Source organism: Mammaliicoccus sp. D-M19, assembly GCF_022386695.1.
Taxonomy (GTDB): Bacteria; Bacillota; Bacilli; order Staphylococcales; family Staphylococcaceae; genus Mammaliicoccus; species Mammaliicoccus sciuri.
In genome coordinates this window covers 60,836-85,254 of record NZ_JAJNHW010000009.1, presented here as the reverse complement: position 1 = coordinate 85,254, position 24,419 = coordinate 60,836, and the positions used below count along the sequence as shown (strand labels likewise).

The window sequence follows — 24,419 nt, the reverse complement described above, 5'->3', positions numbered from 1 at the left end:
TACTTATGATAACCTTCTTAAAAACATAACAGCAATTCACATAAACCTCATATGTTCTGATACATTCAAAATCCCTTTATGAAGCGGCTGAAAAAACCGCATCATTTATGATATGCTTCCCCACGCATTATTTTAAACGCTCTATACACTTGTTCCATCAGGATGACTTTCATCATTTGGTGTGGGAAGGTCATTTTGCTGAATGATAGGGCGTAGTTGCTGCGTTGTAATACTTTTTGATGCAGTCCGTTTGATCCGCCGATGATAAATGTGATGTGTGAATTGCCTCTTGTCATGAGGTTATCGATTTCTTTACTGAGTCCTTCGCTTGTTAACATTTTTCCTTGTATTTCCAGGGTAATAACGTAACTGTCTTGTTTGATTTTAGACATGATTCTATCCGCTTCTTTTTCTTTCACAATCTCTATATCTTTATCGCTCATATTATCAGGTGCTTTTTCATCTGCTACTTCGATGAGTTCTGTCTTTGTATATGCACCTAAGCGTTTGTTATATTCATCTACGGCTTGTTTCCAGTATTTCTCTTTTAGTTTTCCTACCGTTATGATTGTTATCTTCATTTTTATCCACCTTTATTCATCTTGTTAAAAGTTATCCACATGTTATTAACTTATACACAGTTTTCTTTATTATTATATCAACAATTTTAATTTTTTGTACGATTTCTAAATATTAAGTCGTTTATTTTTATACATTTTATTATGATTTATCCACGGATTTATATACATTGTGGATAAAACGGTGGATAACTACCTATATTATTCACAGTTTGTGGACATTTGTGTATAACTGTGGGTATATATGTGCACAAACTAAAAAGATATCCCCAACTCAATAATTGGGGATATCTTTTTTTTTAAATATAGTATATTGGTGTTGCTTTTTCTTTATCTGTATCACATAAAATGACTTCTTTATTTGTATCAATATCATGTTCGTTTAATACTTGACCGACACTCATTCTTGCTAAATCTTTCATGTTGTTGTCTTGGCTTAAGTGTGACAGATAGATACGTTTCGTGCTACCTGTTATAACATCACACATTGCATGTGCTGCATCTTCGTTAGATACGTGACCCATGTCGCTTAATATACGTTGTTTCGTCTTCCATGGATATTTGCCCATTCTTAACATATCCACATCGTGATTACTTTCGAATACAAAGGCATCACTTCCGTGTATCATGCCTTTCATGCGATCTGACACATAACCTGTATCTGTAATCATCGTTAACTTTTTATAGTCGTTATTAAAGATATAGAACTGTGGGTCTATTGCGTCATGTGACACGCTAAATGATTCGATATCCATACCTGCTAAAGTCTTTGTTTCATAAGGTTCAAAGTGAAATTTTTGATCTAGTGGTATATTTTTATCTTTAACTTCTATCATTTGCCATGTCTTTTTGTTCGCATAGATAGGTAGTTTATACTTTCTTGCGAGTACACCTAACCCTTTTATGTGATCGATATGTTCGTGGGTTACTAAAATACCTTCTAAGTCGCTGATGTTACGGTCAATTTGTTGAAAAAGACCTTCTATTTTCTTTCCTGTTAAGCCAGCATCGACAAGTAGGCTTCCTTTATCTGATTCTATATAAGTGGCATTTCCTGTACTGCCACTTGCGAGTACGCTCATTGCGATCACAAGTGTTCATCTCCTTTAATTACTGCTTCTCTTACGATTCTTCTAATATGGTAGATTCTGGTTTAATAGCATCGATATACAATGTCTTCGTATCTGTTTTACCGTCTTTTTCGGATTTAATTTTAACTTCCCATGACGGTACAAGTACTTGTCCACCTATTTCTTTAACGACACTGTAGTAACCTAACCTTACAGACTCTACTTTATCACCTTTTTTAAGGTATGTGTTGTAATACAATGTCTCTAAAGCTGTCTTCGCATCTGCTATTTTGCGTTTATTATTGTTGTCGCCATTTCCTGGTTTAAGTTTGTCTAAATACGTTTGTGTATATGACTTAGCTTTATCATTATCCATATCTATGACGATTTGTCCTTTGTTGTTGTTGAGTATTGGTAAATCTTCATAGTTTTGTTCATAGACGACTTTGTTTTTATCTGTGTTGTTCTTTTTATATTCGTAATCTTTACCTTTAAAAGCATCTTTGTTAATAAAGCTCTTAAATGATGTTTGTTTACTATCTTTATCTAAATCTGCACTGACGTCTTTGTTGATTTTCGTGTCTTTTTCACTTAATGAATAAACACCTTCAAGTTCATCTGAATCGAATGATTTACTACTACCTGTTATGGCTTGCATCTTCTTATCTCGATATTCTGGTAACTGCGGGATGTCTATGCCTTCTTTAGCAAAATTAACATCTGATTGTGCGTTTGATTCTTGAACAATAGAATTATTTACTTTATTAAAGTATACAACGACTAATCCTATATTAATGAGAATAAACACAATGATGAAGAGTGACTTAGCATGTTTCCAATCCATTAAGAAAGCCCTCCATTCTCGTACCGTTTCCATTCACCGTCATATTTTACATACCATTTCGGTGTAAATTCAATCGTGTCTTGTAAGTTATTAATTTCGTCTTTTGGTAATGATAAATCATAACCAATTGCTAAATTCGTAACTTTGTTAAAATCAATCGAACCATTTGAAGCTAGGTTAAATCTAACTTCTTCTGATGAAGGTAATCCATCCGCTTCTTTTTTAGACGGTACGGCTACTCCTGTTGTAATAAGACCGCGATTATATTCATTAATCGTATCTCTACCCCACACCGCTTCTATTGAAGATAACTTATCATCATTAAACACTGGATAATTATTTAAGAACATTTGATAGTCTATTTTACCAGACTTTTGATCCGTACTAAATAGACGGAATTCATCTGTATATCCTGCATGTTCATTAATAAATTTAAATGAATTTGTAATCGATTTTGACATATCTTTTTGACGATTTTCATCTTCTGATAAATTCGTATAACGATATGTTTGTTTCTCTTCATTCACGGTAGAAATCCCCGTATTGTTATTATAAGTTGAGACGTTATGTTCATTACTACGCGCAATCACCGAATCACCGAGAATAACGTCATTTAATTCAGATACGGATATTTTGTTAGAAACGTAACGGTAAATATTCATATTATCCGCATTCTCTGGTGCATAAATTTGATTGATTTCATTCGTAGTCGTCTCATTTGTAATCATGCCTGTATAAGGTTTCAAATCAGGTGCTGCTTCTTTATTCACCTTATCAAATTGCGTGCTTTTAATATTTGTCTGTAGTTTAACAGCCTTTTGTTTATTCTCACTTAAAAGATACACAACAGCTTCTTTCGTTGATTTCGTATCTACAAGTATTCGGTCAAAATTAATATTAGGATAATAGTTCATATTCATGCCTAATACTTGGTTCAAATACATTTCACTCGGAATGCTATCGGGGAAGTCTAAAATCGTATATCGTTCAGATAAATCTTCAAGTTGAACAACTGACTCACTGCTTAAAATATCAACTTTCTTCACTTCTTTACTCAACAATTGATCAGTAATCTTCTTGATATCTTTCACGTTAGACGTCCCTTTCACGTCCGTGCCATTTCGATTAATCATTCTAAATGGCATAATCACACTATCAATAGGCTTACTAATTTTAGGTCCAATAGAAGGTGTTTCTGTATTCACATCTGTTTCTAAATCTGTCAGTTCAGGTGTAAATGTCCATACACGGTATGTCATAAACACACTGATAAGCACAAGGATTATGAGGATAGTAGATTTAATCAGTTCTCTATTACGCATCCCAATCACCAAACTCATCTTCCATGACTTCACATGGTAATGTTATATAGATGGATGTACCTTGACCTTCTTTACTGCTGGCCCATATTCTACCTTTATGTGCTTCTACGATTTCTTTAGTGATGGCTAAACCTAAACCTGTACCACCCATTTTACGTGCTCTCGCTTTATCTACTCTGTAGAAACGATCAAAGATTTTATCTACTTTATTCACCGGGATACCAATACCATTATCTTTAATTTGTATTGTCATTCGGTTATATAAAGTATTTTGTTTCACATGAAACTCTACACGTTTATGAGATTCTTGTGAGTATTTAATCGCATTTGTAATAACGTTATCAAACACTTGTGTCATCTTATCTGGATCAATTTCAACGAATAAACCTTTAACAGGTATGTCTCTAATAAATGTCACGTTCTTACCTTGTGTCATTTCATGTCTATTAATGATTTTGTTAATAAACATATTAAAATCAATCAATTCAGAGTTCATTTGATCACTTGAACTGTCCATTTTAGAAAGTTGTAATAAGTCATTAACAAGACGAATCATACGGTCTGTTTCTTCACGTGTAACATTTAAGAATGTTGGTGCAACTTCGGGATCTCGCCATGCTCCTTCTTCTAATGCTTCTATATAACTTCTCATAGATGTTAGTGGCGTACGCAATTCATGTGAAACATTCGCAACGAATTCACGTCGTTCATTTTCTAAAATGTGCTGCTCCGTAACGTCATGTAATACGGCAATATAACCATTGATAAATCCTGTATCTTGAATAATTGTACTGAAGTTAACACGCGCGATAATACCTTCTTCACTATTAATATCAATAATGAAACTATCATTATTCTCTTGTAAGTCATCTAATGAATAATCATCATCAATATTTAGAATATCTAATATATGTTTCGCTTCTACATCGGCACGTTCTAGACCTAACATTTTAAGCGCCATTTCATTAATAATACGTACGCGACCGCGTCTATCAGTAGCAAGGACACCATCGCTCATATGTGTGATAACCGAGTCTAGACGACGCTTTTCACTTTCAGTATTAGCTTGTGCTTCTTGTACACGTTTAGATAAGTTGTTAAATGACAGCGCAAGTTCACCGATTTCGTCATTTCCGTATATCTTAACGCGCTGCGTATAGTTACCTTTAGACATCTCTAACGTTTGGTTACGCATATCTGATATAGGTTTCGTAATGGTTCTCGCAATGAAGAAACCGAGCACGATTGTGATCAATAATGAGATTGCTGTACCGATGATGAAGATTTGGTTAATGTTGTTTAACTGTTCGTAAACAGAATCAATATCTGATTCAACATATATATCTCCGACGACTTCACCTTCGTATTCAACAGGTTTATTTTTGATCCATACTCTATTACTATCGGATGAATCATTTTTTAATACGATTTTATCATTAGCTTTTCCTAAAGATAACGCCTTTTGTACAGAGCTATCGTTTACTTTTTGATTGACGGTATTTTGATTAGTAGCTTTAGATGTCGCCACAATAATTTGATCTTGATCAATAAACTTAATCTCATCAATTTCAGTTCTATTGGCATAATCATCTAATATACTTTGTATTTCTTTTTGGAAGTTCCGATTTGGATCTTCTGAGTTGTACGTTTTCTTTATGTTGTAATTAATCTGTTTCACGTGCTGTTCAATATTTGTCTTGAAGTTACGTGTCAGTTCTTTCTCAAGACTATTTGTAAAATATAATCCAATAATTTGCATACCAATAATGATTAATAAAACATAAATAACGACAAGTTTAATGTGTAAGGACTGAAACTTCTTTAGCCAATTCATAATATCAGCCTACTCTTGTGTTTGTAGGAAATAACCCACACCTCTACGCGTCACAATATATTCTGGGTGTGATGCATCGTCTTCGATTTTTTCACGTAGACGACGTATCGTAACATCAACTGTACGTACATCTCCAAAATAATCATAACCCCATACAGTTTGGAGTAAGTGTTCACGCGTCATAACTTGTCCAATATGTTTTGCTAAATAATGAAACAATTCAAATTCACGGTGTGTCAATTCGATATCGACACCACGTTTTTTAATTGAATATGCATCAGGATATACGGTAATATCTTTAATGACGATTTCATTTGTTTCTTCGTCTTCTGTTTGCGTTGGTTGAGAATAATGTCTACGTAAGTTTGCTTTCACACGCGCGATTAATTCACGTGTTGAAAAAGGCTTCGTCACATAATCATCTGCACCTAACTCTAACCCTAGAACTTTATCAATTTCTGAGTCTTTTGCTGTTAACATAATGATTGGCATTTCAAATTTCTTACGAACCTCTCTACAAACTTCCATACCATCTCTACCAGGTAGCATAATATCTAGTAATACGATGTCTGGTTCTTCTGCATATATCAAATCTACTGCGTCATTACCGTCATATGCGCAATAAACATCATAACCTTCTTTTTTTAAATTAAATTCAAGTATATCTGCAATTGGTTTTTCATCATCAACGACTACTATTTTTCTAGCCATACATTTACCTCATTTCTTTTTGAAAATAAGTATCTCTAAGCACACAATTGTGCATGATATCCTATACTATAATTTAACACTATTTGTCTATTAATTCTATTGTTTGACGTTAATCTATGATTGAACAACAAAAAAATGCTTATCGTTATTACGATAAGCATTAAAAGCGGTCCCGACGGGAATCGAACCCGCGATCTCCTGCGTGACAGGCAGGCATGTTAACCGCTACACCACGGGACCTTATGTATAAAATTGAGATGGTGACCCCTACGGGATTCGAACCCGTGTTACCGCCGTGAAAGGGCGGTGTCTTAACCGCTTGACCAAGGGGCCTCTATTTAACACAAGATTGATTATAGCATGACTAATATACAGAAGACAAGATTTTATTTTAAATTTTTTATATAATAAATATAGAAGTATTAAAAAGGGATGATAATATGGAACAAGCACAAGCTATTAGAAAAGGACATCGTAAATTACGTAAAGGAGAAATCCTCAAACGATTCATATTTATCACCATCGGCAGTATATTAATGGGGGTAGGGTTAGAATTATTTTTAGTTCCTAACAATCTACTAGATGGTGGCATTGTCGGTATCGCAATTATTTTGAGTCATCTCACCAATTTAAAGCTTGGAATATTTATCTTTCTACTAAATATTCCGTTTTTCTTTTTAGGATACAAGCAGATTGGTAAGACATTCACGATTTCTACAATTTACGCAATTACAATATTATCTATTACAACAGCCTACTTACATCATTTTGATCCTTTTATTAAAGAAGCGTTTTTAGTAACGATCTTTGGAGGCGCAATTATTGGTTTAGGCGTAGGTCTCGTAATACGATATGGAGGATCTTTAGACGGATCTGAAATCAGTGCTATCTTAATCAGTAGTAAAGCACCATTTTCAGTAGGCGAAATTGTCATGTTGATTAACTTCTTCATATTTACAGCTGCAGGATTTGTATTCACTTGGGAATCAGCGATGTTTTCCGTTATTGCTTATTTTATAGCTGCTAAGATGATTGATGTAACCGTTCAAGGATTTGATGAATCAAAAGCCGTATGGATCATCAGCGATACATATAGAGATATCGGAGAAGCCATCAATGACCGACTTGGTAGAGGTGTGACATATCTGAATGGAGAAGGCGCATATACAGGCGAAGATAAAAAAGTCGTATTCTGTGTCATCACACGATTAGAAGAATCCAAACTAAAAGATATCGTAACAGAAATAGATAACACCGCATTCCTATCAATTGGTGATGTGAGCGAAGTAAAAGGTGGACGCTTTAAGAAAAGAGAAATACATTAAATCACAGTAAAATGCATAAGAATTTATGATTTCAAAGTATAGATAGACGTCTATGATTGCGGACAGTCTTAATTAGGAAGCCTGATTAAGTTAGTGTCTAGAGCGCAGTTGGTAGACAACCTTGAAATGATAAGTTTTTATGCTTTTTTTGTTGGGGGTGGATGTATGGTGAGAGTCGGGCGATGTATGAGGGACGACGGGTTAGGATTGAGTTGGGTCAAGGTGAGGTTGATTTAGGGTTCGCGGAGAATCTCTTGGCTTTATTGGGAAGTTAAGCTAAGACTTGGATGATCTCTTGGCTTTATTCAGAAGTTAAGCTATGACTTGAGCGATCTCTTGGCTTTACTCGGGAGTTAAGCTATGACTTGGGCAATCTCTTGGCTTTACTCAGGACTTAAGCTAAGACTTGGACGATCTCTTGGCTTTATTCGGGAGTTAAGCTATGACTTGGGCAATCTCTTGGCTTTATTCAGAAGTTAAGCTATGACTTGAGCGATCTCTTGGCTTTACTCAGGACTTAAGCTAAGACTTGGATGATCTCTTGGCTTTACTCAGGACTTAAGCTAAGACTTGGATGATCTCTTGGCTTTACTCAGGACTTAAGCTAAGACTTTGAACAGAACTCAAAAATATAAAACTTAATGAGTCTATTATATGTTTCATGTAGTCCCTTAATGACCTTTATTTTTTCTGATTGTTGCTTCCATATATATCGGTCAAGGCCTGTAACTTTTTTGATAGGCTATACCTGCCTTTAACGTCTCATTTTCATTTCTAAGTCTTTCAAGTTCTTCGCGTTCATTTTCATTTAAAGGTAAATTTTTATTATTTGATTTAGTTCGTTTTTTAGCCATAGTTTAAGATCCTCCTTTTGTTTATTATCTTGTCTAAATTTTAAAACAGATAATTTAAATTCGCTAGTATAAACAGTATTTCTACTTTTTACACTCCCAAACAATCAATTATGTACATTTTTACATTGACATTTAACTCACATGTTCATCAATCTCGTGAGTTTATTTCACCTTTAACTCACATCTGCCCCCAATCTCGTCCGTTTCCCTAAACACCCCCAACAACTCAACTCACTCCAAACCTTACAACACCTTTTCCCAATATGAAAAAACCAGCAGATACGCTACATATCTGCTGGTTTCTCTTTATTTATTAGTCCCATAAGTTTTCTAGTAGGTTTGTTTGGTTTCTATCTGGTCCTACTGAGAAGATAGAAATTTTAACATTACATAATTCAGAGATGCGTTCTAAATAACGACGTGCGTTATCTGGTAATTCTTCTAGTGAACGGCATCCTGTGATGTCTTCTTCCCAACCTGGTAGTTCTTCAAAGATTGGTTTACAACGTTCTAATTCGTTTAAGTTTGCTGGATATTCAGTGATTTCAACACCATCAATTTCGTATGCTGTACAGATTTTAACTGTTTTTAATCCTGTTAATACGTCAATTGAGTTGATTGATAAATCTGTAATACCACTTACACGGCGTGAGTGACGTAGAACTACTGAGTCAAACCAACCTACACGACGTGGTCTTCCAGTTGTTGTACCGTATTCACGACCTACTTCACGGATATGGTGACCATCTTCATCAAATAATTCTGTTGGGAATGGACCGTCTCCTACACGAGATGTATAAGCTTTACATACACCAATTACTTTAGATACGTATGTTGGACCAACACCGCCACCTACTGTAACGTTACCTGCAATTGGATTACTTGAAGTAACGAATGGATATGTACCGTGGTCGATATCTAACATAACACCTTGAGCACCTTCGAATAATACTTTTTCATTGTTTACGAAAGCATCATCTAATAATTTAGCTGTGTCTGTTACATAATCTTTCAAACGTTGTCCTGCTACATAGTAAGTTTCAAAAATTTCTTCAAAAGTGAAACCTTCAGCGTTGAACATTTTTTCGAATAATTCATTTTTATATTCAAGATTTTCTTTTAAGCGTTTTTCAAATGTTTCTTTATCTAATAAATCAGCCATACGGATACCGATACGTTGTGCTTTATCTACATAAGCTGGACCGATACCTTTTTTAGTTGTACCAATTTTGTTATCACCGCGTTTTTCTTCTTCTAATTCATCTTGTTTAAGATGATATGGTAAGATGACTTGCGCACGGTTTGAAATTCTTAAATTGTCTGTTGCAACTCCGCGTTCATTTAAAGCATCTAATTCTTTCAATAAAGCTACTGGATCAACAACTACACCGTTACCGATAACACTTGATTTCTCTTGATAAAAAATACCTGATGGTACTAAATGTAATTTATAAGTTTCCCCATCAAATTTAATTGTGTGACCTGCATTGTTACCACCTGAAAAACGTGCAATAACGTTTGCATCCTCTGCTAAGAAATCTGTGATTTTACCTTTACCTTCGTCTCCCCATTGCGTCCCAACGACTACGATTGATGACATGTGAGCACCTCCGTTTTTTCTCATTAACCATTAAGTATTCTATCAGTACTATCCTTAAATTGCAAACTAAAAACGAACATTGATTACGAGTGTCAAATTACAATTCTTATTCATACCGGAATTGCTAAAAAACACCTTAACCACAGTATTTAAAAGGATTATAATCGTTTTATTCATTTTCAAAAACACAAACTTAAGCACATAAGTGTTACTTTACACAAAACAAAAGACGTACATTTTTGCTTAATATGCAATAAATGTACGTCTTTTAGCTCAAAAACTTTTTTTATCCAAATTCCATTCCAGCATGTTGATAGTCAATATCGGTGAATTTGTTATATTGTTTCATGAAGTGTAGTTTAACGGTTCCTGTTGGGCCGTTACGTTGTTTAGCGATAATGATTTCAATTTCACCATTCTCGTCTTGTGCACCCGCATCGACCGCTTCTCCGTCTTCATCTTCGCCACCTCTTGAATAATAATCATCTCTATATAAGAAAGCAACAATATCCGCATCTTGCTCAATCGAACCAGATTCACGAATATCACTCATCATTGGTCTCTTATCTTGTCGTTGTTCAACACCACGAGATAACTGACTTAACGCAATAACAGGACATTCTAATTCTCTTGCGATTGCTTTAAGCATACGAGAAATTTCTGATACTTCTTGTTGTCTATTATCTGAGCTACGAGAACCACTACCTTGAATTAATTGTAAGTAGTCAATCATGATCATATCTAATCCATGTTCTTGTTTGAGCCTACGACATTTAGCACGAATATCCGTAATTCGGATACCTGGTGTATCATCGATAAATATTTTCGTTCTTGATAGTTTACCTACTGCAACTGTAAACCTGCTCCAGTCTTCCTCGGTCATTGAACCTGTACGTAATCTATTTGAATCTACATTTCCCGTACTACATATCATACGTGTAGCAAGTTGATCAGCACCCATCTCTAAAGAGAAAATACCAACTGAATACAAATCTTGGTGTGTTGCAACTTGTTGTGCGATATTTAATGCGAAGGCAGTCTTACCTACTGATGGACGTGCTGCAATAATGATTAAATCATTTCGGTTAAACCCTGCTGTCATTTGGTCTAAATCTCGATAACCAGTTGGTATACCTGGTGTTTGTCCATTATTTTGATCGAGCTGTTCGGCATTATCAAACACAATACTTAATACATCTTTAATATCTTTGAAGCCTTCCGTACCTCTTGAAGCAGAAATCTCTAAAATTCTCTTTTCTGCATCTCCTAACAATGATTCTAAATCAAGCTCAGGATTATACCCATCTTCAGCAATACTATCCGCCACACGAATGAGTTGGCGTTTCACTGCATGTTTAAACACAATATCTATGTAGAAATGTATGTTTCTTGTTGTTGGGACATTATTTGCTAATTCTGCTAAATAGGCTGGACCGCCCGCTTCTTCTAATAATGATTCTGCTGCTAACTGATCCATCAATGTAACAGAGTCAATTTCTTTATTCTGTTCATTTAGCATTAACATCGCTCTAAATATGTGTTGATGATTTGCACGATAGAAAGCTTCAGGTATTAATGTTTCACCTGTTGAGTTAATCAGTTCAGGATCAATCAAGATTGCACCGATAACAGATTGTTCAGCCTCTATACTATGGGGCATTTGTTTTGGGTTCATCATATTATCCATACCATCCATACTGATTACTCCTTTCCATTTTTTAATAATTTTTATTATAACGCATTAAAATAGGTCGGTAAATCAAATACCGACCATTTTATTGATGCCTTTATTGTTCAACAACATGTACTTTTAATGTGCCAGAAACTTTATTGTGTAGTTTAATTGGTACATTTGTATAACCTAAACTGTGAATACCATTTGGTAAGTCCATTTTACGTTTATCAACTTTGATTTGGTGTTGTTTATCTAATGCTTGCGTAATTTGTTTCGTACTTACTGACCCAAATAATTTACCGCCTTCACCTGTTTTAGCCGGAATTTTAACTTCTAATTCTTTAAGTTTTTCCGCAAGTGCTTTAGCATCTTCTATTTCTTGTTGTTTGATTTCTTCTTGACGTTTGTTTTGTTGTTCTAATTGTTTTAGGTTTCCAGGTGTCGCTTCTACAGCATAATTATTTTTGATTAAATAGTTTTGGCCATATCCTACTGGTACGTCTTTCACTTCACCTTTTTTACCTTTACCTTTAACATCTTGTGTGAAAATAACTTTCATTATTCTTCCACTCCTTTTTCATCTGATTCAACAACCTGAATTAATGACTCGATTGCTTTTTCTACTGTTGTATTTTTAATTTGTGTTGCAGCATTGGATAAGTGGCCGCCTCCACCAAGCGCTTCCATCGTTAATTGTACGTTAACTTCTCCTAATGAACGGGCAGAAATACCAATTGTATCTTCTGACCTTCTTGCTACTACATAAGATGCTTCTACACCTTCTAAGCCAAGCAACTCATCTGCTGCTTGTGCAACTGTAACGGGGTGATACGTTTCATGATCTTCACCATGCGCAATTGCGACACCACCGTGGAATAATTTAACCGTCTTAATTAAGTCTGAACGTTTAATATACGTATCGATATCGTCTTTTAAGAAGTGCTGGCAAAGAATGGTATCTGCACCATGACTTCTTAAAAAGCTCGCAGCATCAAATGTTCTTGATCCTGTTCTTAATGTGAAATTACGTGTATCCACAATAATACCGGCTAACATAATCGTTGATTCGATTCTCGTTAAACGATGTTCTGTTGGTTGATATTCTAACAACTCTGTAACAAGCTCAGCTGTTGAACTTGCATAAGGTTCCATATAAACAAGTAATGGACTTGAGATGATACTTTCGCCTCGACGATGGTGGTCAATAACGACTTTTCTATTTGCTTTATTAAGCAAGTTCTCATCAATTACAAGTTCAGGTTTATGTGTATCCACGACAACGAGTGTTGTACGAGGTGTCATTTCATGCCAAGCTTCTTCTGATGTAATAAATCTTTCTTTCAAATCAGGCTTCTCGTCTATTTCAGCCATCACACGTTCTAATGTACTATCAATATCCGAATCGTTTAATACAATATATGACTCAAGATTATTCATCTTCGCAATACGTGATACACCGATTGCTGCACCGATTGCGTCCATATCTGGTGATTTATGACCCATAATGATCACTTTGTCGCCTTCAATTAAGATATCTCGTAACGCATGGGATATCACACGCGCACGTACTCTCGTTCTTTTTTCCATCGGGTCAGTCTTACCGCCGTAGAATCTCACGTTACCATTACTATTTTTAATGGCTACTTGGTCACCACCACGGCCGAGTGCTAAGTCTAAACTTGATTGTGAAAGTTCACCTAGCTCAATTAAGTTCTCACTACCTTCACCAATACCGATACTCAGTGTTAATTGGTGACCGATGTCTCTTGTCTTATCTCTTAAATCATCTAATAAGTTGAATTTCAACGTTTCGATATCTTCTAATATACTCTTGTTTAATAACGCTATAAATTGATCAGCACTATAACGTTTAATAAACAATTGATAACGTGATGACCAGTCATCTATAACACTTGTAATCAGACTATTGATTTCTGAACGTTGAGAGTCATTCATGTTCTGTGTAATTTCATCAAAGTTATCTAAGAAAATAGTTGCTATGATTGGTTTTTCATTTTCATATAATTCATATACACGGGAAGATTCAGTAATATCAAACAGATAAATAGACTGTTCATCTTCAGTATAAGTGACTTTATATTTGTATGATCCTTCTTCAATCTCTACTTCTGAAGTATTTTCTAATCTTTTTAAGATATTCGGAAATACTTCGTTAATTGGTTCGTCTAAAACGTCTCGTTCTAATCGTTTATTAACAAAATTATTAATCCATTCGATATGGTCATTTTTGTCTAATAATATGACGCCTATTGGTAAGTCACTGACTGCACTTGTTTTACTTTTCGTAATTCTACCGGCTAAACTCCCAATATATAAATCTAATTTCAAAAAGCTCTGTCTAACAAAAAATATGCTTACTGCAATTAGAATTATCGTAGCAACCGTCGAAATAATCGCCCAAAATATTGAATTAAAAAAACTGAATACGACTAGCACCAAAGCTAATATCATCATAATAATGTACGGAAATATTAGGGCTTTTTTAACAGATTGACGGTTCATAAACTCACCTCAATTTACTTTTTTATACGTTGTTTCAAGTTAAACCAAATATCCATTAATCCGAATAAGTACGCAAATGGTTTAAATATAAATGCCAATACAAAGATGATGACACCTACTATAATTGGTAATTTTTTAACTTTTACAAATAAATGGAACAACGATAATGCTTGTATAAATATAACCCATTCTAACACAAATTGTAAGTTAGTGACTATGCCATACGCCACTACATTATCTTTCGTGACAAACAAGCTCACAAGTACTGTAATCACAAAAACGAATGCAACGCTTCTGTTGATTTGCCACATAAATAATGGTCTGAACACAGGTGTTGCGACTTTGAATTTTCTTAAAATCGGAAACGTCACAACTAAATTCACAAGCACAAATAAGAATACCCATAATACTATATACCCAGGAATGCTCGCTTGTAATATTTCTAATGAAACTTGTAAAGATTCTTCAATTTCAGTTGTTATATTACCACCCATTTGAAAATACGACACTAATACATCATGGTACTGATTAAAGAACTTGCTCGTTAAAGGTAAGTTTCCCGTAATTTGTAAAATTAACACACTACCTATCGTTAAAATACTCATAAATGTTGTCACTAAGTACAAAATACGTTCTTTAGATGTACGCTCAATAAGTAACTGCCCAATAAATACACTCATAAAAATAACAAGTGTCATGGCAGTTAATAAGAATACATGATTAAATAACACAGTTGCACATAACGTTATGACAACCGTCACAAAAAAGGACGGTTTAGAGCGATACCAAAGAATCGTTCCTGGTATCGTAATAAATGGTATGATCAATATTGCTAATAATGGTACAAAGTTTATAATAGCGGCACTTAGAACTAGTATAAGTGTTGCTATGATTGTCGCTTTTATATCGACTTTAAAAGACAAATTTTTCACTTCCCAATCTAAATTAAACATCTTTCTCTATTTTACAGATTTTTATCCTTTAAAACAATGTAGGTGACTTTTAAGTTGATATCAGCGTGCTTTAAATTTATATAATTTTAAGAAATGATAAACGTTAGGTGCCCAATCTCCAAAATTCAATAAAAACCCATCATGGCCCACGTTGTCTGGCACATAGAAATGTCTATGATACTTAAAGAATCGACCTAAAGCTCTCACTTGGTCATCTGGATATAATAAATCATCCGCAAATCCTAATGTTAATACTTTCGTTTCTAGTTGAAGTAGACGTTCCTCAACATCATCTCGTCCTCTAAATATGTCGTGACTGTCTAAAACATCTAACAATGTTAAATAGCAGTCTTTGTTAAATACTTCTTTAAATTTATTGCCTTGATATTTTTGGTAGCTTACAACATCATCTGCAGAAAATCTTGATTCGTAATCTTTACTTGAACGATACGTTAAAAAGCCAAGTTGTCTTGCGATGCTTAAACCATCTTGTCCGTTCATATGAATGACTTGTCTTGCAATCTCATTAAACGCTCTACTATATGATGAAGTCTTCTCTGTAGCAGCTAATATGACTGCTTTTTTCACTTCAATCGAACCGTCATAAAGCATTTCTAACGTTTGCATACCACCTAAAGAGCCACCAATTAATACATCAATTTTTTCATAGCCAAATTGTTTCAATCCTAATATGTTTGCTTTCGCAACATCTCTCATCGTCAAATGTTCCGGGAAATTTGGAGTATTCAATCTTGAACTTGATCCATAAGGACTGCCAATTACATTAAATGTTATAAATTGATAATCATTAATTGAAAGGTAACCGCCATCTATAATTTCACGCCACCAACCTGCATGCTCATCATCACCATATGTTAAATGGTTGCCTGTTAGCGCATGACAAACTACAACGAGTGGCTGGCCTTTATAACCCACATACTCATATTGAAGTTTCAAGTTATCAATCACTTCACCAGATTCTGTTTCAAAATGTCCAAGATCTACTATGCCTGTTTCTCGAGAAATAATCACATTAAAACCCCCCTCTTATTTAAATTGAAAGACTTCTTACTCGTCAAAGAAGTAAGAAGTCCTCATCATCCTTATTATGCGAGTATACTCGTTGGTAGTAGCACCGTATCTATTATGACCGGTTGCTGAAGTGTCGTCGGGCCAATTCCCTCAACTTCTCTGAATAAGCTTTGCTATGTAATTTATATTAAGAATACTAGAAATGAGCATTTCTTTCAATAAGTTAACGAATGAAATTAAAAGACTAATCTCACAATCGCCATAATAAACATACCAGCTATAACTGTAATCGTTAAACTTTTAAATATGAGTGCTATTAGAATTGTTGGTATCGCGACTATAATACTCTCAAAATTTAACGTAAACCCCGCATTGCCTTCTTGATTTAACATGCCTTCTAGTATTAATGCCGTAAAGAGACATACCGGCACATATTGTAACCACTTGATCACACTTTCAGGTAAGTCCGCTTTTGATAACAATACAAATGGAGAAACACGGATAATCCAAGTTAAAACAAAACAACTTATCGTAATTAAAATTAAATACATCGATATACTCATTTATCAAACACCACCCCTACGACAGAAGCAATAATTGTCGACACAATAATGGATAAATAAGTTGGCATAAATAATGTCAGAATAAGCATGCATACAATCGTTAATAATATTAAATAAAGATATACTAAGACTTTGCTTTTATGTATCGTTTCAAACTGAGCAATTAATAAAAATATAAACATCGCTGTTAAAGCATAATCGAGGCCAAACATTTCAGGTTTAGGTATTAAGTTACCGACTAAACCGCCAATAATAGATGTGACAATCCATAATAAATAAGCTGAAATATTTAAACCATGCATCCAAGTCGCATTGAGCGATTTCTCTTTCACATATTTCGTAATCGCAACACCGAATGACTCATCCGTTACAAGTGTGCCTATTCCTATATTCGACCAAAAACCATTTCCTTTAAATGCTGGGACTAAAGCCAAACTTTGAAGAAACATTCTTGAGTTAACAAAAAATACCGTCAATAGAATTGCTGAAATAGGGGAGTGGATGGCGACCAACGCACATATAATAAATTGAGCAGCACCCGCATAGACAAAAATAGACAACAATGCAATTTCCAAAATAGATAAACCAGATGAAATACCGACGATACCAAAAGCTAATGCAACACTAAAGTATCCAAGCATAGTTGGTATACAATCTTTAACACCTTGAAGGAACAAACCTTTATTCGTAATACTCGTACTTGTCACAACGATGCCTCCAATCTACAGTTAAAGGTAAGTCTAACGTTTGTCTAACCTCAATCTTACTTACCTCTAAAGAATTTTAATATGTATTAGTTTTATCATACCTATATTACTTTATCAATAACACTTGATTAAATATTCGGAAAATAATTAATCAATTTGATACTGGATTAATCATTTGGGCTTAGATGGCCATAGATGATCAAGTCTTCGTGCGTTATACCTTGATTTTGTACCTTAGCGCACGATATCTCTCAGTCTTCGTGCACTTATATTTATATCTCAAACCATATAAAAAACAGCAGAAATTCAATTGAATGAATTTCTACTGTTTGATTATCTATATAAATTATTCACTTAAACCGAATTCTGCACTTGCCTCGAATTTAACATCTCTACCGATCATCACGCCACCAGTTTCTAATGCTTGGTTAAATGATACGCCGTATTTTTCGCGGTCGATTTTACCAGTTACTGCGAAACCTGTTACTGTTTCACCATTTAATGGGTTTTTACTTACGCCGTTGAAATCAACGTCAAATGTTTCTTCGTGTGTTACGCCAGCGATTGTTAAATCACCTGTAATTGAATCTTCACTGATTGATTTTGATTCAAATGTAATATTTGGATTTTCATCTGCACTAAAGAAGTCAGCTGATTTTAAGTGAGCGTCACGGTCAGCGTTTTTAGTATTGATTGAATCTGCTTTTATTGTAACTGTTGCTTTTAATGTAGAAAGGTCATTAATATCTCCTGATACTTCTACGTTATAATCTTCAAAAGTACCTTTAACGCGAGATACCATTAAATGTTTTACTGTAAATTCTAAACTACTGTGTGCTTTGTCGAAATTGAAATTAGTCATCTGTCAAAACTCCCTTTATTTATTTTGTATACTTAGTATATCAAATATAAAAAGTATATTCAAGCATTAAATCAAAAAAAGAGTAACCAATATATGATTACCCTTTTTGTGAGATTTAACTCACTTATAATTCAATTGTTTTTAAGCCGCCCATAAATGGTACTAATACTTCAGGTACAGTGATTGTACCGTCTTCATTTTGGTAGTTTTCAACGATTGCAGCAAATGTACGACCTACTGCTAATCCACTTCCGTTTAGTGTGTGTACGTATTCTGGTTTCGCATCTTTGCTTCGTTTAAATCTTATATTTGCTCTTCGTGCTTGGAAATCTGTCATATTTGAACATGAACTGATTTCTTTATAATCGTTGTAACTTGGTAGCCATACTTCTATATCATATGTTTTAGAACTTCCAAATCCAATATCCCCTGTACATAAGTTCACAGTTCTGTATGGTAATTCTAAAGCTTGTAAAATATTTTCAGCGTGTTGAGTTAATTCTTCTAGTGCTTTAAATGAATCTTCAGGTCTTTCATATCTCACCATTTCAACTTTATTAAATTGGTGTAATCTAATTAAACCTCTTGTATCTCTACCTGCTGATCCAGCTTCGCTTCTGAAACATGCAGATTGCCCTGTAAATTTAATTGGGAATTGTTCATCTTGTAACACTTCATCACGATAGAAGTTTGTTAAAGGTACTTCAGCAGTTGGAATTGTATATAATCCTTCTTTTTCTACTTTAAATAAATCTTCTTCAAATTTAGGCAATTGGCTAGTACCAAACATAGAATCTGCGTTTACAAGTTGAGGCACCATCATTTCAGTATAACCATGTTGCGTTGTATGCATTGTTACCATGAAGTTCATAAGTGCTCTTTCAAGTTGTGCACCTTTGCCTGTTAAGAATACGAAGCGTGCACCTGATACTTTAGCAGCTCTTTCAAAGTCTGCCATCTTAAGATTTTCAACTAAATCCCAGTGCGCTTTAGATTCAAAATCAAATTGACGTGGTGTACCCCATTTACGTACTTCTACATTATCATCTTCATCTTTACCGACTGGTGTTTCATCACTAATTAAATTAGGAATTCTTACTAATCTGTACGTAACATCTTCATTTAATTGATTTAAATTTTGGTCGATTTCTTTAATTTGATCGCCAACTTGACGCATTTCTAAAATAACATCGTCTGCATTTTCTTTATTGCGTTTCTTCTGCGCAATTTCACCGCTTACTTTATTACGACGTGATTTAAGTTCTTCTGTTTGAGCAATGAGTTCACGGCGTTTTTTGTCTAATTCTAAAATTTCATCGATGACCTTTGGATCGTCACCTCTTTTGGCTACTTTATCTTTAACAAATTCCGGTTCAGACCTAATTAATCTTATGTCTAACATAATATTTCCTCCCTCTTATACTATAATTGTTTAAGAAAAAAGCACCACGTTCCTCGTTGTTACACAAGGGACGTGGTGCTTACGCGTTGCCACCCTATTTAACAGTTATTAAAAACTGCACTCTAAGTCATATAACGGTTTCTACCGATTGTTCTTCTTAAAAGGATAGATTCGTTTAAGTTTCATGACTTGTTTACACCAACCACAAGCTCTCTATACATGTACGCTTAAATTACTTATTCCTAAACAATATAGTTATTAAATTAACATAAATATATCAAATTGATATCATATTTTCAAGCTATACTTATGATTCAGTCAAGAGACCTGTGTTTTCATAGACTTTTTTGCCGTTAATGATGACTGTTTCGGCATGATTTACACCGTAATGATATGGTAAATATTCATGGTTTGGAATATCCCATACAACTACATCAGCTTGATCGCCAACTTCAAGTGTACCTGCTTCTGCATCAATTGCTTTAGCTGCATTAACTGTAACAGCATTCCAAATTTCATTAGGCGTAAGCTTAAGCTTTAATGCCGCAATACTCATTACAAGTTGAAGATTGTCCGTAACACAGCTACCTGGATTGAAGTCTGTCGCAATTGCAACAGCACCATTATGATCAATCATACCTCTTGCATCTGCATATTGATCTTTACCTAAATAGAACGTTGTGCCTGGCAATAATACAGCTACAGTGGCACTGTCTTTTAACGCTGCCTTATCTTCTTCACTAGAAGCTACGAGATGGTCTGCAGATATTGCACCTTCATCTATCGCTAACCCTAGTCCACCAAGTGGATCGATTTCATCAGCATGAATTTTAACTTTTAAACCTTTATCTTTTGCTGCTTGCATATAACGTCTTGATTCATCAATTGTGAACACACCTGTTTCACAGAAGATATCCGCGAAGTCAGCTTTATCTTTCACATCATCTAATAAATCAATCATTTCTTGTAAGAATGTTGCATTGTCTTTCGCATCTTTAGGCACTGCGTGTGGTCCTAAAAATGTATGTTTCATTCGAATCGGTAAGTCTTGCGCTAATTGATGTGCCACATTTAATTGTTTTAATTCAGTTGCTTTATCTAAACCGTAACCACTTTTAGCTTCTACAGTTGTCGTACCGAATTGAATCATTCTAATAATTTCTTTTTTAGATTTTTCGTATAGTGTTTCTTCACTTGATTCACGAGTCGCTTCAACCGTACTTAAAATACCGCCACCTTGTTTCAAGATATCAAGATAACTTACCCCTTGTTGTTTAAGTGCCATTTCATGTTCTCTAGATCCACCAAACACTAAGTGTGTATGTGCGTCTACTAAGCCTGGTGATACGACTTTATGAGTGGCATCAATGACTTCTTTAGCTTCAAATTCTTCAGTATGATCACCTGCATAAACGACTTTACCTTCATTTATAACAACTGTGCCATTCTTGATAATATTTAATTCATTTAAAGCTTTCCCTTTAAGAGGTCCGTCAGTTTTCTTCGGTAAAATTAATTCGCCTATATTTTGGATTATGATATCATTCATGGTTATCTTTCTCCTTTAACATTGGAATATCTACGTTTCTTTCTTTTGCAGTATCAATTGCAATGTCATATCCTGCATCAGCATGTCTTGCTACACCCATACCTGGATCAGTTGTTAATACTCTGCCTAGTCTTCTATCAGCGCGTTCACTACCGTCTGCTACAACGACCATACCAGCGTGTAATGAGTATCCCATACCTACACCGCCACCATGGTGAACTGAAATCCAAGAACCACCTGCAGCTGTGTTTACAAGTGCATTTAAGATTGCCCAGTCACCTACAGCATCTGATCCGTCTTTCATTGATTCTGTTTCTCTATTTGGTGATGCTACTGAACCTGAATCTAAGTGGTCACGTCCAATAACGATTGGTGCTGATATTTCACCTTTTCTAACAAGTTCATTTAATGCTAATCCCATTTTTGCACGTTCGCCGTAACCAAGCCATGCAATTCTTGAAGGTAAGCCTTGGAAAGCAATTTTTTCACTTGCCATATCCAACCAGCGCATTAATTTTTCGTCTTCAGGGAAGAGTTCGCGCATTAATTCGTCTGCTCTTTCAATATCTTTAGGGTCGCCACTTAAAGCAGCAAATCTAAATGGTCCTTTACCTTCACAGAATAATGGACGGATATATGCAGGTACAAATCCTGGGAAATCAAATGCATTTTCTAAACCTTCATCAAATGCTACTTGTCTAATATTATTACCATAGTCAAATGCAACAGCACCATTTTTTTGGAATAATAACATTGCTTCTACATGTTTTCTCATAGATGCTGAAGACAATTCTACGTATTTTTTAGGGTCACTTTCACGAAGTTTATCCGCTTCTTCAAGTGAATATCCTTCAGGCACATAACCGTTTAATGGATCATGTGCAGAAGTTTGGTCAGTCACGATATCAATTTTAAATCCCCTATTTAAGATTTCATGATGAATTTCAGCAGCATTACCTACTAAACCTATTGATAAAGGTTTACCCGCTTTTTTAGCTTCTTCTGCTTTTTCTAAAGCTTCATCTAATGAATCTGTCATAACATCGCAATATCTTGTTTCGATACGTTTTTCAATTCTAGACGGATCGACGTCTACACAGATAGCGACCCCACCATTCATCGTTACAGCTAATGGTTGCGCACCACCCATACCGCCTAATCCAGCTGTTAACGTAATCGTACCTTTTAATGATCCTCCAAAATGCTGGTTCGCACATTCAGCAAACGTCTCGTAAGTACCTTGAACAATACCTTGAGAACCGATATAAATCCAGCTTCCAGCAGTCATTTGACCGTACATCATAAGCCCTTTTTTATCTAATTCATGGAAATGTTCCCAGTTAGCCCATTTAGGTACTAATACAGAGTTTGATAATAATACACGAGGTGCTTCTTCATGCGTTTTGAAAACAGCAACTGGCTTACCAGATTGAACAAGCATCGTTTCATCATTCTCTAATCTTCTTAACGTATCAACAATCGCGTCGAAACTTTCCCAGTTACGCGCAGCTTTACCAATACCACCATATACAACTAACTTCTCAGGATGTTCCGCAACCTCAGGATCAAGGTTGTTGTATAACATTCTTAGAACCGCTTCTTGTTCCCAACCTTTACACTCAATTTCTAAACCTTTTTTCGCTTTAATTGCTCTAGACATATCTCATTTCCCCTTTTCTAAAATATTAATAAACTAAATGGTATTGCAATTAATAAAGTAAGTGCAACACGGATAAACCAAATCACTACTAACTTCCATATTGGAATTTTGATATCTGTTGCTAAAATACAAGGTACCAAAGCAGAGAAGAATATAATTGCTGAGATACTTGTAATTGCTGTAACAAACTTCACTTCAATTGATGCTTTAACAACTAGAAGAGAAGGTAAAAACATTTCTATAATTGAAATCGTTGAAGCTTTTGCTAATAACGGTTTATCATCTATTGGAAAAATATAAATAAATGGATAAAATATATAACTTAGCCAATCAATAATAGGTGTGAAATTAGCTAATACTAAACCTAGAAATCCGATTGATAGGATAGAGGGTAGTATAGCCATTGTCATCTCTATACCATCTTTTAAATTGGTCATGATATTTTTAAATAATGTTAATGATTGGTGTGATTGTCTTTTTGCTTCTGTATAAGCTGTTTTAATATAACTACCTTGGACTTTTACTTCTTTTTGACCTTCTTGGTTATTGTAATATGCTTCCGATTCTCTTGAAATCGGTGGTAAATGTGCAGAAATTGCAGTCACAGCAAATGTAATAACTAATGTCGACCAAAAGAATAAATTCCACATATCCATTATATTTAGTGTCCTTGCGACAATTACCATAAATGTTGCTGACACTGTAGAAAATCCAGTCGCAATGATAACTGCTTCTTTCTTGTTATACATGCCATCTTTATACACTCTATTTGTGATCAATAAGCCTAATGAGTAACTTCCAACGAATGAAGCTACTGCATCAACAGCAGACTTTCCAGGTGTCTTAAATATTGGTCTCATAATAGGTTGCATAAAGACCCCAATAAATTCTAAGAGTCCATAACCTACTAAAAATGATAATGCAATGGCACCTACAGGAATCAATATACTTAGTGGTAACATTAACTTTTCAAATAAGAATGGCCCATAGTTAGGCTGAAATAATAGTTTCGGTCCTATATTAAAGACGTACATACACCCTATTATTGCACCGATGATTTTCACGACAACTAAAATAAAATCTGTCACTGACTTTTTAAAATCCATTCTTATGATAGGTAATATTGCGCCAATTAATATAATGATTAAAGCATAATAAGCAGTATATCCTCCTAATAATGAACGCAATGATAAATGTATATGGTCTACTAGTATCGTATTATTCTTACCAATCGTTATAGGAACAAAAAATAATATAATTCCTAATAAACTAAATACATAAAACCTCCACATATCCTTACCTTTGTTGTTTAGTTGTTGATTATTCATCACAAAACCCCTTTGTTTGTTAAATGA

The 24,419-nt window shown here is 34.7% G+C and carries 21 protein-coding genes, 2 tRNA genes, 1 riboswitch and 1 other annotated feature; of the genes, 1 reads left to right on the top strand and 22 read right to left on the bottom strand.

The annotated features are described in order from the left end of the window. Nucleotides 1-101: 101 nt before the first annotated feature. The 8 genes from rlmH to LQ675_RS13300 all read right to left on the bottom strand — a co-directional run bounded on the left by rlmH (nt 102) and on the right by LQ675_RS13300 (nt 6,692). Nucleotides 102-581 (bottom strand): 23S rRNA (pseudouridine(1915)-N(3))-methyltransferase RlmH, encoded by a 480-nt coding sequence (gene rlmH / locus LQ675_RS13335; RefSeq protein WP_025906271.1) that lies wholly within the window; start codon nt 579-581, stop codon nt 102-104. Nucleotides 582-877: 296 nt separating this feature from the next. Further along, nucleotides 878-1,660, bottom strand: a complete 783-nt coding sequence (locus tag LQ675_RS13330; protein WP_078354894.1) for an MBL fold metallo-hydrolase — start codon at nt 1,658-1,660, stop codon at nt 878-880. 40 nt (nt 1,661-1,700) lie between these two features. Continuing rightward, the gene (locus LQ675_RS13325; protein WP_048542836.1) at nt 1,701-2,492 is read right to left on the bottom strand and encodes a two-component system regulatory protein YycI; all 792 of its coding nucleotides are present in this window, start codon (nt 2,490-2,492) and stop codon (nt 1,701-1,703) included. Continuing rightward, the gene (locus tag LQ675_RS13320) at nt 2,492-3,814 is read right to left on the bottom strand and encodes a YycH family regulatory protein (RefSeq protein WP_058590705.1); all 1,323 of its coding nucleotides are present in this window, start codon (nt 3,812-3,814) and stop codon (nt 2,492-2,494) included. Before LQ675_RS13320 ends, LQ675_RS13325 begins: the two co-directional genes overlap by 1 nt. After that, nucleotides 3,807-5,648 (bottom strand): cell wall metabolism sensor histidine kinase WalK, encoded by a 1,842-nt coding sequence (gene walK / locus LQ675_RS13315; RefSeq protein WP_048542839.1) that lies wholly within the window; start codon nt 5,646-5,648, stop codon nt 3,807-3,809. Before walK ends, LQ675_RS13320 begins: the two co-directional genes overlap by 8 nt. 9 nt (nt 5,649-5,657) lie before the next feature. Continuing rightward, on the bottom strand, nt 5,658-6,359 hold the full coding sequence (gene yycF, locus LQ675_RS13310) for a response regulator YycF (protein WP_025906262.1): 702 nt from the start codon (nt 6,357-6,359) through the stop codon (nt 5,658-5,660). A 167-nt stretch (nt 6,360-6,526) separates the two neighbouring features. Then, nucleotides 6,527-6,599 (bottom strand) — tRNA-Asp (locus tag LQ675_RS13305). 18 nt (nt 6,600-6,617) lie between these two features. Continuing rightward, a tRNA-Glu gene (locus LQ675_RS13300) sits at nt 6,618-6,692 on the bottom strand. A gap of 107 nt (nt 6,693-6,799) precedes the next feature. Between LQ675_RS13300 and LQ675_RS13295 the strand changes: the two genes are divergently transcribed. Next, nucleotides 6,800-7,684 carry a YitT family protein gene (locus LQ675_RS13295; RefSeq protein WP_048542842.1) on the top strand — a complete coding sequence of 295 codons (885 nt, stop codon included), beginning with the start codon at nt 6,800-6,802 and terminating at the stop codon, nt 7,682-7,684. A gap of 716 nt (nt 7,685-8,400) precedes the next feature. On the opposite strand, the gene LQ675_RS13290 is transcribed toward LQ675_RS13295, so the two are convergent. From LQ675_RS13290 to LQ675_RS13225, 14 genes are all read right to left on the bottom strand, one after another. Beyond that, entirely contained in the window at nt 8,401-8,538 is a 138-nt protein-coding gene (locus LQ675_RS13290; protein WP_153654248.1) for a hypothetical protein, read from the bottom strand. Between the two features lie 313 nt (nt 8,539-8,851). Next, nucleotides 8,852-10,138 (bottom strand): adenylosuccinate synthase, encoded by a 1,287-nt coding sequence (locus LQ675_RS13285; RefSeq protein ID WP_058590706.1) that lies wholly within the window; start codon nt 10,136-10,138, stop codon nt 8,852-8,854. Between the two features lie 286 nt (nt 10,139-10,424). Continuing rightward, a complete protein-coding gene (dnaB, locus tag LQ675_RS13280) occupies nt 10,425-11,825 on the bottom strand; it encodes a replicative DNA helicase (protein ID WP_025906258.1) in 1,401 nt (466 codons plus the stop codon). Nucleotides 11,826-11,925: 100 nt separating this feature from the next. Continuing rightward, entirely contained in the window at nt 11,926-12,372 is a 447-nt protein-coding gene (gene rplI / locus LQ675_RS13275; RefSeq protein WP_088592633.1) for a 50S ribosomal protein L9, read from the bottom strand. After that, nucleotides 12,372-14,336, bottom strand: coding sequence for a DHH family phosphoesterase (locus tag LQ675_RS13270; RefSeq protein WP_048542851.1), 1,965 nt, complete (start codon nt 14,334-14,336; stop codon nt 12,372-12,374). Before LQ675_RS13270 ends, rplI begins: the two co-directional genes overlap by 1 nt. Nucleotides 14,337-14,350: 14 nt before the next feature. Beyond that, entirely contained in the window at nt 14,351-15,268 is a 918-nt protein-coding gene (locus LQ675_RS13265) for a DUF2232 domain-containing protein (protein ID WP_232179695.1), read from the bottom strand. An 81-nt stretch (nt 15,269-15,349) separates the two neighbouring features. Beyond that, nucleotides 15,350-16,318: a homoserine O-acetyltransferase MetX gene (metX, locus tag LQ675_RS13260; RefSeq protein WP_058590792.1), complete on the bottom strand. Its 969-nt coding sequence runs from the start codon at nt 16,316-16,318 to the stop codon at nt 15,350-15,352. Between the two features lie 71 nt (nt 16,319-16,389). Continuing rightward, a riboswitch (SAM riboswitch) is annotated at nt 16,390-16,491 on the bottom strand. Between the two features lie 66 nt (nt 16,492-16,557). After that, nucleotides 16,558-16,884 carry an AzlD domain-containing protein gene (locus tag LQ675_RS13255; RefSeq protein WP_058590709.1) on the bottom strand — a complete coding sequence of 109 codons (327 nt, stop codon included), beginning with the start codon at nt 16,882-16,884 and terminating at the stop codon, nt 16,558-16,560. Continuing rightward, nucleotides 16,881-17,525, bottom strand: coding sequence for an AzlC family ABC transporter permease (locus tag LQ675_RS13250; protein WP_058590793.1), 645 nt, complete (start codon nt 17,523-17,525; stop codon nt 16,881-16,883). The genes LQ675_RS13255 and LQ675_RS13250 overlap by 4 nt, the downstream gene beginning before the upstream one ends. Nucleotides 17,526-17,937: 412 nt before the next feature. Then, the gene (locus LQ675_RS13245; protein ID WP_048542856.1) at nt 17,938-18,453 is read right to left on the bottom strand and encodes a YceI family protein; all 516 of its coding nucleotides are present in this window, start codon (nt 18,451-18,453) and stop codon (nt 17,938-17,940) included. Between the two features lie 124 nt (nt 18,454-18,577). Next, nucleotides 18,578-19,855 (bottom strand): serine--tRNA ligase, encoded by a 1,278-nt coding sequence (serS, locus tag LQ675_RS13240; RefSeq protein WP_078354847.1) that lies wholly within the window; start codon nt 19,853-19,855, stop codon nt 18,578-18,580. A gap of 63 nt (nt 19,856-19,918) precedes the next feature. Beyond that, nucleotides 19,919-20,114, bottom strand: a binding site (T-box leader). Between the two features lie 48 nt (nt 20,115-20,162). Continuing rightward, nucleotides 20,163-21,404 carry an imidazolonepropionase gene (gene hutI / locus LQ675_RS13235; protein ID WP_058590711.1) on the bottom strand — a complete coding sequence of 414 codons (1,242 nt, stop codon included), beginning with the start codon at nt 21,402-21,404 and terminating at the stop codon, nt 20,163-20,165. Beyond that, on the bottom strand, nt 21,397-23,064 hold the full coding sequence (gene hutU / locus LQ675_RS13230) for a urocanate hydratase (protein WP_058590712.1): 1,668 nt from the start codon (nt 23,062-23,064) through the stop codon (nt 21,397-21,399). The genes hutI and hutU overlap by 8 nt, the downstream gene beginning before the upstream one ends. 17 nt (nt 23,065-23,081) lie before the next feature. Continuing rightward, nucleotides 23,082-24,392: a YjiH family protein gene (locus tag LQ675_RS13225; protein ID WP_078354849.1), complete on the bottom strand. Its 1,311-nt coding sequence runs from the start codon at nt 24,390-24,392 to the stop codon at nt 23,082-23,084. Nucleotides 24,393-24,419 lie beyond the last annotated feature (27 nt).